The following is a 13,846-nucleotide window of genomic DNA, read 5'->3' as shown; positions in this document are numbered from 1 at the left end:
TACGGCCGCCGGTGACCGGCTGTCGTAGGCACCCCGTACGATCGAGGAATGAGCACGCGGATCGCCTTCCTCAAGGGCCACGGCACCGAGAACGACTTCGTGATCGTCCCGGACCCCGAGAACGTCATCGACCTGCCCCCCGCCACCGTCGCCGCCCTGTGCGACCGCCGGGCCGGCATCGGCGGTGACGGCCTGCTGCACGTGGTGCGGTCCGCCAAGCACCCTGAGGCGCAGCACATGGCCGCCGAAGCGGAGTGGTTCATGGACTACCGCAACGGCGACGGCTCGATCGCCGAGATGTGCGGCAACGGCGTCCGCGTCTTCGCCCGCTACCTCCAGCACGCCGGGCACGTGACCGAGGGAGACCTGGCCGTGGCCACGCGCGGGGGCGTGAAGACCGTGCACCTCGCCAAGGACGGCGACGTGACCGTCGGCATGGGAAAGGCCCGCCTCCCCGAGGGGGACGTCCAGGTGAGCGTGGGCGAGCGCAGCTGGCCCGCGCGGAACGTGAACATGGGCAACCCGCACGCGGTGGCCTTCGTCGAGGACCTCGCCCACGCGGGCACCCTGTACGACGCGCCGCCCTTCAGCCCGGCCTCCGCCTACCCGGACGGGGTCAACGTGGAGTTCGTCGTCGACCGCGGCCCGCGGCACGTCGCGCTGCGCGTGCACGAGCGCGGGTCCGGCGAGACCCGCTCGTGCGGCACGGGCGCGTGCGCCGTCGCCGTCGCCACCGCCCGCAGGGACGGCGTCGACCCCGCGGAGACCGGGACCCCGGCGACGTACACCGTCGATGTGCCCGGTGGCACGCTCGTGATCACCGAGCGGCCCGACGGGGAGATCGAGATGACCGGCCCGGCCGTGATCGTGGCCGAGGGCGAGATCGACCGGGAATGGCTGGAAACCGCGGGGCGTTGACCGAGTGAAAGGTGGGTTCCGACGGCTTGGCACGCTGGGATCCGCAGCCTCATCCGGCACCGGTGATACGAAACGACGGAGAACCGCAGGTCGGGTGGCGCGAAATCGTAAACCTGAAAACCGTCGCTCGAATGGGTGATCCGTTTCACGCTCGACGAGAGGCGGTCAGCCGCGCGTGATGGGCTCGGTAGCATCAAGCACCGGCCCGGACGGGGGACCGATGCCATCCCCTGTGCCGTGTCCGCCCTGGGGCACCCCGTCCGCCGGTCAATGCAGCCGGAGGTGCCCATGAGTGCGGAGGCCACGAACCCCGCGACCCCAGGTCCGGTAACAGGGCCTGCGGCGCGCTGGCGGGCGCGGATCGACCTGCGTCGCCTGGGCCGCGCCGCCCTGCTCGGCCCGGCCGCCCGCGACCGGCTGCCCGACGCCATCGGCCATGTCGCCGAGGCCCACCGCGCCCACCACCCCGACGCCGACCTCGAACCCCTGCGCCGAGCCTGGGTGCTGGCCGAGTCCTCGCACCGCGGCCAGATGCGCAAGAGCGGCGAGCCGTACATCACCCACCCCCTCGCGGTGACCCTGATCCTCGCCGAACTCGGCGCCGAGACCACGACGTTGACCGCCTCGCTGCTCCACGACACCGTCGAGGACACCGATGTGACCCTCGATCAGGTCGGCGAGCAGTTCGGCGCCGAGGTGCGCTATCTCGTCGACGGCGTCACGAAGTTGGAGAAGGTCGACTACGGCGCCGCCGCCGAGCCGGAGACCTTCCGCAAGATGCTGAAGGCCACCGGCAGCGACGTCCGGGTGATGTCGATCAAACTCGCCGACCGGCTGCACAACATGCGCACCCTCGGCGTGATGCGCCCGGAGAAACAGGCGCGCATCGCCAAGGTGACCCGCGACGTCCTCATCCCGCTCGCCGAACGACTCGGCGTGCAGGCGCTCAAGACCGAACTCGAAGACCTGGTCTTCGCGATCCTGCACCCCGAGGAGTACGAGCACACGCGCGAGCTGATCGTCGACAACGCCTCCCGCACGGACGACCCCCTCGCCGAGATCGCCGACGAGGTGCGCGGTGTCCTGCGCGACGCCGACATCCAGGCCGAAGTCGTCATCAGGCCACGGCACTTCGTCTCCGTGCACCGAGTGGCCCGTAAACGCGGCCAGTTGCGCGGCGCGGACTTCGGGCGGTTGCTGGTCCTCGTGAACGAGGACGCGGACTGTTACGGCGTGCTCGGCGAGCTGCACACCTGTCTGACGCCCGTCGTCTCGGAGTTCAAGGACTTCATCGCCGTACCGAAGTTCAACCTGTACCAGTCGCTGCACACCGCCGTCGCCCGCCCCGACGGTCAGGTCGCCGAAGTCCTCATCCGTACGCACCAGATGCACAAGGTCGCCGAGGCCGGCGTCATCGCGCTCGGCAATCCCTACGCTCCTCCTTCGGAGGAGCCCGTCGACGGCGAGCGCGAGGACCCGACCCGGCCCGGCTGGCTCTCCCGGCTCCTCGACTGGCAGGAGGCCGCGCCCGACCCGGACACGTTCTGGTCGACGCTGCGCGAGGACCTCGCCCAGGACCGCGAGATCACCGTCTTCCGGCCCGACGGCGGCACCCTGGGCCTGCCCGACGGCGCGACCTGCGTGGACGCCGCGTACGCGCAGTACGGCGAGGACGCGCACGCGTGCATCGGCGCCCGCGTCAACGGCCGGCTGGCGACCCTGAGCACGGTGCTGAAGGACGGCGACACCGTCCAGCTCCTCATGGGGCAGGACCCCGCCTCGGAGCCCTCCAGGGAGTGGCTGGAGCACGCGCACACACCCGCCGCGCGGATCGCCATCCAGCGGTGGCTCGCGACGCATCCCGTGCCCGAGGCGCCCGGGGAGGGGCTGGGCGAGAGCCTGCACGGCACGGTGGAACGCCCTGAGGGCCTCCAGTCCGCCGCTGAGGCGCCTGCCGGGTCCACCGACGGCCCGGCCGCCGTCGACGCCCAGCGCAGCCGCCCGCGTACGACCGACGGCTCGCTCGCTCGCCCCCGTAACGCCGATGTTCTTGTCGACCAGCCCGGTGCGACCGTGCGTCTTGCCGGCTGCTGCACGCCGGTCCCGCCCGACGACGTCACCGGCTTCGCCGTGCGCGGGGGAGCGGTCACCGTGCACCGCGTCGAGTGTCCGGCGGTCGCCCGCATGAAGGACGCGGGACGGCCTGAGGTGGAGGTGCGCTGGGGCGACACCGCGGAGTGCAGGGTCACGCTGTATGCCGAATCGTTCGGCCGACCCCATCTGCTCGCGGACCTCACCGAGGCCATGGCGCTCGAAGGCGCCGAGATCGTCTCGGCGACGGTCGAACCCCCGAGCCAGCAGCGCGTCCGCCACACCTACACCGTCGACCTCCCCGACGCGGCCCTGCTGCCAGCCCTGATGCGGGCGATGCGGAACGTGCCCGGGGTGTACGACGTGAGCCGGGCGCAGACGCAAGGGGCCTGACTCGGGAGCGGGGCCGGGGGAGACGCAAGGGGCCCGATTCGGCAGCGGAGCCGGGCGCAGACGCAGAGGGCTTGACCCGGGAGCGGCAGCGGGTCGCGGTGGCGTCACCTCGGCCGCACTCGTTCGGGTGGGCCGGGCGCGAGTCGTCGCCGTGGGGCGCGTGGGCGCTGGTAGCGGTGGTGCATGCTGCTCACCCCCCACGCCAGGACGCCCCGGCGGCTGAAGGCGGCCGCGCTGCTCGCCTCCGCCGTCTCCGTCTGTCTCGTCGCCGCGAGCGCCCCCGCCGCCCCACTGGGTGTCGGCGACCGCCTCTTCCCGCACCTCGGCAACCCCGGATACGACGTGGCGTCGTACGACCTCTCCTTCACCTATCCCGGCTCCAACAGTGAGCCGCTTCAGGCCGTCACCACCATCGACGCCTGGACGACCACCTCTCTCGACCGCATCAACCTCGACTTCGCGCACGGCAAGGTCGAGTCGGTCGAGGTCGACGGGAAGCCCGCCACGTTCGCCGGTGCCGACGAGGATCTGGTGGTCACGCCCGAGGAGGCGCTGCCCAGCGGCAGCTGGATGCGGATCACCGTGAAGCACACCAGCGACCCCGTGGCGTCCGAGAAGCGCGACGGCGGCTGGGTGCGGACCACCGACGGGCTCGCCATGGCCAACCAGGCCGACGCCGCCCACCTGGTCTTCCCGTGCAACGACCATCCCTCCGACAAGGCGATGTTCACCATCCGCGTCACCGCGCCCGACGGCTACACCGCCGTCGCCAACGGGCTGCCGACCGGAGTGGACCGGGCCGCAGGGGCGACCACCTGGACGTACCGCACCCAGCACCCCATGGCCACCGAGCTCGCCCAGGTGTCCATCGGCCGCTCCACGGTGCTGCACCGCGAGGGTCCGCACGGACTGCCGGTCCGCGACGTCGTGCCCACCAAGCACCGCAAGGCCCTCGAACCCTGGCTGGAGAAGACCCCGGACCAGATCTCCTGGATGGAGAGCAAGGTCGGCCGCTACCCCTTCGAGACGTACGGCCTGCTCATGGCCGACGCCGACACAGGCTTCGAACTCGAGACGCAGACGCTCTCTCTCTTTGAGAGAGAGCTCTTCACCGAACCCGCGTACCCCAAGTGGTACGTCGAGTCGATCATGGTGCATGAGCTGGCCCACCAGTGGTTCGGCGACAGCGTCGCCCCGGCCTCGTGGTCCGACCTCTGGCTCAACGAGGGGCACGCCACCTGGTACGAGGCCCTGTACGCCGAGGAGAAGGCCGGCAAGTCCATGGAGGCGCGGATGAAGGCGGCGTACGGCGCCTCCGACCGCTGGCGCGCGGCCGGCGGCCCGCCCGCCGCGCCCAAGGCGCCCGACCCCGGCCAGAAGATCAGCATCTTCCGCCCCAATGTCTACGACGGCGCCGCGCTCGCCCTCTACGCCCTGCGCCAGGAGATCGGCCGCGAGACCTTCGAGCGCCTGGAACGGGTCTGGGTTAGCCGCCACGAGGACGGCACCGCCACGACCGCGGACTTCGTCGCCCTCGCCTCCGATATGTCCGGACGCGACCTCGACGGGTTCTTCCAGGACTGGCTGTACGGCGAGAAGACCCCGCCGATGCCGGGCCACCCGGACTGGAAGTCCATGGCACCGGCGTCCCAGCGGCCCGGCGAATAAGGCGATGACGAGACGCCTCGTCCCGTGCGACCATCTTCGGGTCGGCGCGGCACGGGACACGGGAATCTCCCGGGGTACTCGTGCGTTGTGACCGGTGACGCAGTCACGATCGCCGAATCGGCATCCCCAACGACGTAAGGACCCAATGACCTCCTCTTCATCCTTTTCCCAGGACGCGCAGCGCTTCGCGCACACATACCCCGAAGGTCTTCGGGCCGATGCCCTGATGGAAGAGGACGTCGCCTGGAGCCACGAGATCGACGGAGAGCGGGACGGCGACCAGTTCGACCGCTCCGAGCGCGCGGCTCTGCGCCGCGTGGCGGGCCTCTCCACCGAGCTCGAGGACGTCACCGAGGTCGAGTACCGACAGCTCCGTCTGGAGCGGGTCGTGCTCGTCGGCGTCTGGACCTCGGGGACCGCGCAGGACTCGGAGAACTCCCTCGCGGAGCTCGCCGCCCTCGCGGAGACCGCGGGCGCGCTCGTGCTGGACGGCGTGATCCAGCGCCGCGACAAGCCCGACGCGGCCACCTACATCGGCTCCGGCAAGGCCACCGAGCTGCGGGACATCGTCCTCGAAACGGGCGCGGACACTGTCATCTGCGACGGTGAGCTCAGCCCGGGCCAGCTCATCCACCTCGAAGACGTCGTCAAGGTCAAGGTCATCGACCGTACGGCCCTGATCCTCGACATCTTCGCGCAGCACGCCAAGTCCCGAGAGGGCAAGGCGCAGGTCGCGCTCGCGCAGATGCAGTACATGCTGCCGAGGCTCCGAGGCTGGGGTCAGTCGCTGTCCCGTCAGATGGGCGGCGGCAAGGGCGGCGGCCTCGCCACCCGTGGTCCCGGTGAGACCAAGATCGAGACGGACCGGCGTCGTATCCGCGAGAAGATGGCGAAGATGCGCCGGGAGATCGCGGAGATGAAGACCGGCCGCGAGATCAAGCGCCAGGAGCGCAAGCGCAACAAGGTGCCGTCCGTCGCCATCGCGGGCTACACCAACGCCGGCAAGTCCTCCCTGCTCAACCGCCTGACCGGCGCCGGTGTCCTGGTCGAGAACGCCCTGTTCGCGACCCTGGACCCGACCGTCCGTCGCGCGGAGACCCCGAGCGGTCGCCTGTACACCCTGGCCGACACCGTCGGCTTCGTACGGCACCTGCCGCACCACCTGGTCGAGGCGTTCCGCTCCACCATGGAGGAGGTCGGCGAGTCCGACCTGATCCTGCACGTGGTGGACGGCTCGCACCCGAACCCGGAGGAGCAGCTGCTCGCCGTGCGCGAGGTGATCAGGGACGTCGGCGCGGTCGATGTCCCCGAGATCGTCGTGATCAACAAGGCGGACGCGGCGGACCCGCTGACGCTCCAGCGGCTGATGCGGATCGAGAAGCGTTCCATCGCCGTCTCGGCCCGTACCGGCCTGGGCATCGAGGAACTGCTCGCGCTCATCGACAACGAGCTGCCGCGGCCCTCGGTCGAGATCGAGGCGCTCGTGCCGTACACGCTCGGCAAGCTCGTCGCCCGAGCCCACTCCGAGGGCGAGGTGATCTCCGAGGAGCACACCCCGGAGGGCACCCTGCTCAAGGTGCGGGTGCACGAGGAACTGGCGGCGGATCTCGCGCCGTACGTTCCGGCACCGGTGGCGTAACAGCGCATACGTGAAGGCCCGCCCCTCGTCGTGAGGGGCGGGCCTTCCGTACGCACGGCCTACTTACCGCCGTACGTCTTGCTCATGTTCTGGTAGATCGCCTCGGCGGTCGCGCCCAGCTGCGGGCCGGCCAGCCAGGTGTTGTCGGCCGGGCCGATCGACGTGTTCGAGACCAGCTTGGTCTCGCCGTCCACCACCCGGAACCAGCCGCCGCCGGACGAACCGCCGGTCATGGTGCAGCCGATGCGGTACATCGTCGGCAGCGTCGTGCTCAGCGAGAGACGGCCCGGCTGGTCGATGCACTTGAACATCTTCAGACCGTTGTAGGGCGCGGCCTGCGGGTAGCCCCAGGCGCCCATCTTGGCGACCTCGGTGGCGGAGGGGGCGGAGAAGTCGATGTCCAGCGCGGCGCCGACCGTCTCCTCCAGCGACTTGGCGCCGGACTCCGGCTTCACGTGCAGCACCGAGTAGTCGTACGCCGCCCCGTCACCGCCGGTCTCCGAGCCGCCCGCGATCCACTCGTTCGAGGTGGAGGCCCAGTCCGCCCACCACTGGCCGTACGGCGCGATCTCCGTGGGGTTGGAGTTCGTCAGCTGCGCCTCGGACTTGCCGTAGTCGTTGTAGGCCGGGACGAACATGATGTTGCGGTACCAGCCGCCGCCGCTGCCCGCGTGCACGCAGTGGCCCGCCGTCCACACCAGGTTGGACTTGCCGGGGTGGTTGACGTCCTTGACGACCGTGCCCGAGCAGACGGCGTGCCCTTCGGGGGTGTCGAAGAAGATCTTGCCGACCGGGGCCGCGTTCTCGTGGTACGGCGTCTTCTCCGCGGACGCCTCGACGGGCAGCGGGTCCGGGTCGGTGACGCCCGTGTCGGCCGCCGCGTCCTTCGTCGAGTACGTCTTGTTGGCCTCCTTGGCGGACTTCATCCGCTCCGGCTTCCACAGGCCGTCGATGACCGGGTTGACGAAGTCCTTGGCCTCACTGAGCCACTTGTCCTTGTCCCAGTTCTTCCAGCCGCCGTCCTTCCAGTCGTCGACGTCGATGCCGTGCTTCTTGAGCTTGTCGGCGATGTCGGCCGGGATCTGGATCTTGTCGTTGCCGCTGTCGGCCGCCTGGGAGGTGGTGGCTCCGGGCTTGTCGCTCGCCTCGTCCGAGCCGTTGCAGGCCGTCGCGGTCAGCGTCAGGGCGGCGACCAGACCGGTGGCGGCGAGCGCGGTGCGGCGCCGCTTGGAAGACGTACGGGACGTACGTGTGGAACGCATGGTGCGTTGACCCCCGTTGGAGCTGTTGTCGTGCTGATGGTTGAGCTGACGATCGCGCCGAGGTCGCTCAAGTGTCATGTGCGTGTCACGGCTGGAGAGGCGTCCTCGGGCGCGACACCCCACTATGCCCGGGCAGTTGAGGGCGAACGGCGGCGGGGCGGTGAAGATTTCTTGGGTCCGCCCCGCCGTCGATCACGTCACTGACCGCGGATCACGTCACTGGCCGGCGAACTTCTCGCTGACCGAGTCGTACACACCCTTGGCCACGTCACCCAGTCGCGGTCCGGCCAGCCAGCCTGCCGTCACCGGGCCGATGGAAGTGTTGGAGACCAGCGCCGGCTTGCCGTCCGAACCGGTCGCGACCCAGCCGCCGCCCGACGAACCACCCGTCATGGTGCAGCCGATGCGGTACATCGTCGGGTCCGACGCCTTGATCGACAGCCGCCCCGGCTTGTCCTGGCACTGGTACATCGTCTCGCCGTCGAACGGCGCCGCCGCCGGGTAACCCGTCGCCGTCATGCCCTGGATCTTCGCCGCCGCCGGGGCGTTGAAGTTCACCGGCAGGGCCGAACCGACGGTCTCCTCCAGGGACTTGCCCGAGCCGCCCTTCTCCGGCGTCACATGGATGACCGCGAAGTCGTACGAGGCACCGTCCCCGCCCGTCTCACCGCCCTGCTCGATCCACTGGTCCGAGGTCTGCGCCCAGTCACCCCACCAGACACCGTACGGAGCGACCTCCTCCCGCGAGGCCTTCTCCAACTCGGCAGTCGACAGGGCGTCGTTGTTGTAGGACGGCACGAACGCGATGTTCCTGTACCAGCCGCCTTCCTTGCCCGCGTGCACGCAATGGCCCGCCGTCCACACCATGTTGGACTTGCCGGGGTTGGCCGGGTCCTGCACGACCGTCGCCGAGCAGACCATCGTGCCCTCGGGGGAGTCGAAGAACACCTTGCCCGCCACGGGGACGCTCTCGTGGTACGTAGCCGGCACGGCCTTGGCGTCCACCGGCGCCGGCTCCGGGTCGGTCACACCCTGGTCCCCGGAGATGTCACTGTCGTCGACACCCTTGCCCTCGTCCGGGTCCTCGGCGCCCCGCATCCGGTCCGGGTCCCACAGACCCTCGATGATCGGGTTGACGAAGTCCTGGGCCTCGCGCAGCCAGTCGTCCTTGCTCCAGTCCTTCCAGGCACCGTCCTTCCACTTGTCGACATCGATCCCGTGCTCCTTGAGCCGGTCCTTGATGTCGTCCGGGATCGTGATCTTCCCGTCCGAGGAAGCCGAGGCGGAGGCGCTGCCGCCTGCCTGGTCGTCGCCCGACTCGCAGGCGGTGGCGGTGAGCGCGAGCGCCGACGCTAGGGCGACGGCGGCCAGCACGGGGGAGGTTCTGCGGCGCGCGCCCCTTTCCCGGCGGGCGGTGAACGACGGCCTTGTGGATCGCATGATCTGACTCCCCCTGAGGTGAACGAACTTGGCGCGACGGCCATGAGCCCACGCCGAACGCGGTCTGATCGCAAGCCGGTTGACATCGATCCCGCGCCGACCCCCGGATGCCCCGGGCGTGTGCTCTCACGGCCTGTTGGAACGGCATCACACACTATGCGCTCGCTGTGGGGGACATCCCACGGAACGGCAACGGTTCCGTCACGGCAAGGATCTTGAGGCAACCCGTAACCCGGTGCGGCGTCCGGGGTTGGTAGCGCTGGGGGGCCTGCTGTCCGGGTGCGGTTGCGGTCCTCCGTGCCCCTGGCGGGAGTTCGGCCCGGCCGGGGCGTCGGACGACGGCGGGAGGACAGGAACACGTGGCCGAGGCTCTGCACAGCGGATACGCGCCCGCGGGGACCCTGCGACGCCAGTCGGCGCGCGAGCCGGCGGCGCGCACCTACGCGCGTGCCCTCCCGATCGTGCCCGTGCGGGCACGCGGGCTGACCATCGAGGGCGCGGACGGCCGCCGCTACCTCGACTGCTGCTCCGGCGCGGGGACCCTGGCCCTCGGACACAACCACCCCGTCGTGCTGGAGGCGATCCGCAGGGTTCTCGACTCCGGCGCGCCACTGCACGCCTTGGGTCTCGCCACCCCTGTCGAGGACGCCTTCCGCACCGAGTTGTTCCGCACCCTGCCGCCCGGTCTCGCCGACCACGCGCGCGTGCAGTTCTGCGGGCCGGCCGACACGGACGCCGTGGAGGCCGCGTACAGGCTCGTCCGGGAGGCGACCGGGCGCACGGGGGTGCTGGCTTTCACCGGTGCCCGTCACGGCATGACCGATGCGGCTCTGGTGGCTGCGGGGGACGCGGCCGACGTACGGGCCCCACGGCTGCCCTACCCACAGGACTACCGCTGCCCTCTCGGCGTCGGCGGCGCACGGGGCGCCGAACTCGCCGCCCGCTGGACGGAATCCGTCCTCGACGACCCCGCCTCGGGTGCGAACGGTGCCGCCGGGATGATCGTCGAACCCGTGCAGAGCGAGGGCGGAGTGATCCCGGCGCCGGACGCCTGGCTGCGACGCATGCGCCGGCTCACTGCCGACCGGTCCATCCCGCTCATCGCCGACGAGACCCAGACGGGAGTGGGCCGCACCGGCGCCTTCTGGGCCGTGGAGCACAGCGGGATCACTCCCGACGTGATGGTGCTGTCCAAGGCCATCGGAGGCAGCCTCCCGCTCGCGGTCGTGGTGTACCGCGACGACCTCGGTGTCCGTGAACCCATCGCCCCCACAGGCACGTTCCGCGGCAACCAACTCGCCATGGCCGCGGGAACGGCCACGCTCGCCCACGTCCGCGAGAACCGTCTCGCGGAACGCGCTTCTCTCCTTGGCGCCCGCATGCTCGCCCATCTCCGCTCCCTGCAAGGGCGGTTCGACTGTGTCGGGGACGTGCGGGGGCGGGGGCTGATGCTCGGGGTGGAGTTGGTGGGGCCGGAGGACGGGGGTGGGGTGGATGTGTGCGGTGGGGCTGAGGACGGCGAGGTGGATGACGGTGAGGTGGGAACCGGGGCCGATTGCGCGTCGCGTGGTGCGGGTGCGGGTGCGGGTGCGGGTGCGGGTGCGGGTGCGGGCGCGGGTGTTGGGGCCCGTGCCGGCGTCGGCGCCGGTATGGGCGGGGTTGGCACCGGCGCCGGCCCTCGACTCGCCGCTCCCGAACTTGCCTCCGCCGTACAGCGGGAGTGCCTGCGCCGCGGCCTGATCGTCGAACTCGGCGGCACCAGGGGCAACGTCGTCCGCCTCCTCCCGCCGCTGACCATCACTGACGAGCAGGCGGAAGCGGTGCTCGACCGTCTGTCCGACGCGGTGGAAGCCGCAGCCCATGACCACACTTCGCGCGGGGAGAGACGGTCGGAGCAGGGCCGTCAGCCGAAGCGGAGGCGGCTGGCGCAGCGGCTTGAGCGAGATCTGGTGCAGCACTTGCAACCGCAACAGCGAGATCACCCAGATCACCCAGATCGCCGAGATCAATGACATTCCCACCTCCATTCGAACCCCCATACGCCCTCCGCCCGATCCCCTAGGAACCCGGCCTCACAGATCGCCACACCCCTCTACCTGGACACCCGTCCCCGCCCCGCTCCCAAGGAACAGCCTTGAACACCACCCCGACCTCCGCAGGCCCCAGCCACACGCCGACATCAGGCCGCGCCACGATGGAGCCTCCCCACCAGACCGAGCCGGAGCCGGGTACTGGACCGACAGGCGTCCCCGAGACCCGCTCGCCGGAACGGGTCCCGGCACAAGGCCGTGGGCGGCGGGGCTGGGAGCAAGAGCAGGCACGGGTGCCGGGGCGGCCCGAGGACGCCCAGCTCGCGGAGGAGCGGACGACCACGACCACCAGGCGATCCGACGGCTCCGACAACCACTCGGCGACAGACCGAGGCGAAACCTCCGCACCGATGAGCCGCCCGCGTCCACCAGCACCCCACCCGAACGCCGACGGGCTACGCGGCGCCACAGCAGACCCCCTGGACCATCCCGACCCGCACACCGCCGCAGAGTCCGCCGCCCTGGAGAACCTGCTGCGCTGTTGGGTACGCGAAGCCGGACTCCCCGCCCCCGCTAACGGGACCCTCCGCATCCCGCTCCCCGCCAGCGGCACCGCCCTGCTGGCCCCCGTCCACTACTGGTCACCGACGGGCTGGCACCGCTTCGGCGCACCCAAACTGGCCGGCGCCCCCGAACAGTCACCATCTCTCGACGCCGTCACCCTCGCCGCACTGCTCGCGAGAGAGCCCTCGGCAGACAGCCCGGCCGACACAACCTCCGCCCCTGCCGCCACATCGCCTGCCCCCGCCGCCACCACGGCCGAGACTCACCACACCGCCACGCCCACAGCCACAGATGGCACCGACCTCGTGGCCCGCGTCGCCGACTCCGTGCGTCGTACCGCCACCTTCATCCGCGAGCGCAGGGAACATCCTTCGGACGAGCTCGACTTGTTCCTCGCGGCCGAACAGGCCCTGGTGCTTGGCCATCCCCTGCACCCCACACCGAAGAGCCGTGACGGCCTGACAGAAGCCGAAGCGCGGCTGTACTCACCCGAGTTGCGCGGCGCCTTCCCCTTGCACTGGATCGCTGTCGCCCCCTCCCTCCTCGCCGCCGACTCTGCCTGGACCGAGCGCGGACGCCTCATCCCCGCCGCTCAACTCACCGCACGCCTCGCCGGATCGGAGCTACCGCTCCCCGACGATCATGCGGCTCTGCCGCTGCACCCTTGGCAGTTGCGGGAAGCCCGGCACGACCCCGCGACCGCCGCACTGTTCGACGCCGGACTGCTCCACGATTTCGGAGCTCACGGCTCTCCCTGGCACCCCACCTCCTCCGTACGCACCGTCCACCGGTCCGGCGCGCCCGCCATGCTCAAACTGTCGCTCGGCCTGCGCATCACCAACTCCCGTCGTCAGAACCTCCGCAAAGAACTCCATCGAGGCGTCGAGGTCCACCGACTGCTGCGCAGCGGGCTCGCCAAGCAGTGGCAGGCCGTACACCCCGGCTTCGACATCGTCCGCGATCCGGCCTGGCTGGCCGTCGACCGACCGGACGGCAGGCCTGTGCCGGGCCTCGACGTGATGATCCGGCACAACCCCTTCACGCCCACCGACGATGTCTCCTGCGTCGCCGGACTCGTGGCGCCAAGGCCTTCCGGTCGGCCGACCAGTGCCAGTGCCGGTGCGGGGGCGGCCGCCGACCAGCCGGCCATGCGGTCCCGACTGGCGGAGGTCGTCACACGCCTTGCCGGCCGAACCGGACGACCTTTGGGCGCCGTCGCCGCCGAGTGGTTCCTGCGCTATCTGGAACAGGTCGTCCGCCCGGTGCTGTGGTTCGACGCGGAGGCCGGTATCGCCCTGGAGGCGCATCAGCAGAACACGCTGGTCCTTCTGGACGGCGACGGCTGGCCCATGGGCGGCCGCTACCGGGATAACCAGGGCTACTACTTCCGCGACTCGCGGCGCGCCGAACTCGACGCCCGGCTGCCCGGCATCGGCGAGCACAGTGACACCTTCGTCTCCGACGAGGTAACCGACGAACGCTTCGCGTACTACCTCGCCATCAACAACGTCCTCGGGCTCATCGGCGCCTTCGGCTCCCAACGTCTGGCCGACGAACGTCTGTTGCTCGCCGCCTTCCGTCGTTTCCTGGGCGATGTCGCCTCCGGACCCGCTCGACTGCGCACCACGCTGCCCGCCCGACTGCTGGATTCACCGGTCCTGCGCTGCAAGGCCAACCTCCTGACCCGACTGCACGGTCTCGACGAACTCGTCGGCCCGGTCGACACCCAGTCCGTCTACGTCACCATCGCCAACCCCCTTCACACCTGACCCCCTTCACTCGCCCAACCCCTTCCGGACTGCTTCAGCTCCACCGGCAATACCTGTCACGCGTGTCATTTC

General features: G+C 70.6%; 8 protein-coding genes. 6 read left to right on the top strand and 2 right to left on the bottom strand.

Annotated elements, in window-relative coordinates:
• Window positions 1–48: 48 nt before the first annotated feature.
• The 4 genes from dapF (at window position 49) to hflX (ending at window position 6,709) form a co-directional block, all read left to right on the top strand.
• Window positions 49–918: a diaminopimelate epimerase gene (gene dapF, locus IQ210_RS22050; RefSeq protein ID WP_194080781.1), complete on the top strand. Its 870-nt coding sequence runs from the start codon at window positions 49–51 to the stop codon at window positions 916–918.
• 288 nt (window positions 919–1,206) lie between these two features.
• Window positions 1,207–3,402 carry a RelA/SpoT family protein gene (locus tag IQ210_RS22045; protein WP_194080780.1) on the top strand — a complete coding sequence of 732 codons (2,196 nt, stop codon included), beginning with the start codon at window positions 1,207–1,209 and terminating at the stop codon, window positions 3,400–3,402.
• 183 nt (window positions 3,403–3,585) lie between these two features.
• Window positions 3,586–5,070 carry a M1 family metallopeptidase gene (locus tag IQ210_RS22040; protein WP_194080779.1) on the top strand — a complete coding sequence of 495 codons (1,485 nt, stop codon included), beginning with the start codon at window positions 3,586–3,588 and terminating at the stop codon, window positions 5,068–5,070.
• Window positions 5,071–5,215: 145 nt separating this feature from the next.
• Window positions 5,216–6,709: a GTPase HflX gene (gene hflX, locus IQ210_RS22035; protein ID WP_194080778.1), complete on the top strand. Its 1,494-nt coding sequence runs from the start codon at window positions 5,216–5,218 to the stop codon at window positions 6,707–6,709.
• A gap of 59 nt (window positions 6,710–6,768) precedes the next feature.
• On the opposite strand, the gene IQ210_RS22030 is transcribed toward hflX, so the two are convergent.
• Window positions 6,769–7,971, bottom strand: coding sequence for a trypsin-like serine peptidase (locus IQ210_RS22030; RefSeq protein ID WP_194080777.1), 1,203 nt, complete (start codon window positions 7,969–7,971; stop codon window positions 6,769–6,771).
• Between the two features lie 216 nt (window positions 7,972–8,187).
• Window positions 8,188–9,411, bottom strand: a complete 1,224-nt coding sequence (locus tag IQ210_RS22025) for a trypsin-like serine peptidase (protein ID WP_194080776.1) — start codon at window positions 9,409–9,411, stop codon at window positions 8,188–8,190.
• Window positions 9,412–9,770: 359 nt separating this feature from the next.
• On the opposite strand from IQ210_RS22025, the gene IQ210_RS22020 reads away from it, so the two are divergent.
• Both IQ210_RS22020 and IQ210_RS22015 read left to right on the top strand, forming a co-directional pair.
• Window positions 9,771–11,423: an aminotransferase class III-fold pyridoxal phosphate-dependent enzyme gene (locus IQ210_RS22020; protein WP_194080775.1), complete on the top strand. Its 1,653-nt coding sequence runs from the start codon at window positions 9,771–9,773 to the stop codon at window positions 11,421–11,423.
• 428 nt (window positions 11,424–11,851) lie between these two features.
• A complete protein-coding gene (locus IQ210_RS22015; RefSeq protein ID WP_194080774.1) occupies window positions 11,852–13,774 on the top strand; it encodes an IucA/IucC family protein in 1,923 nt (640 codons plus the stop codon).
• The last annotated feature ends 72 nt before the right edge of the window (window positions 13,775–13,846 follow it).

The organism is Streptomyces justiciae (assembly GCF_015163075.1).
GTDB lineage: Bacteria > Actinomycetota > Actinomycetes > Streptomycetales > Streptomycetaceae > Streptomyces > Streptomyces justiciae.
Note: the sequence above shows the minus strand (reverse complement) of the source record. Positions and strands in the feature narration are given on the sequence as shown.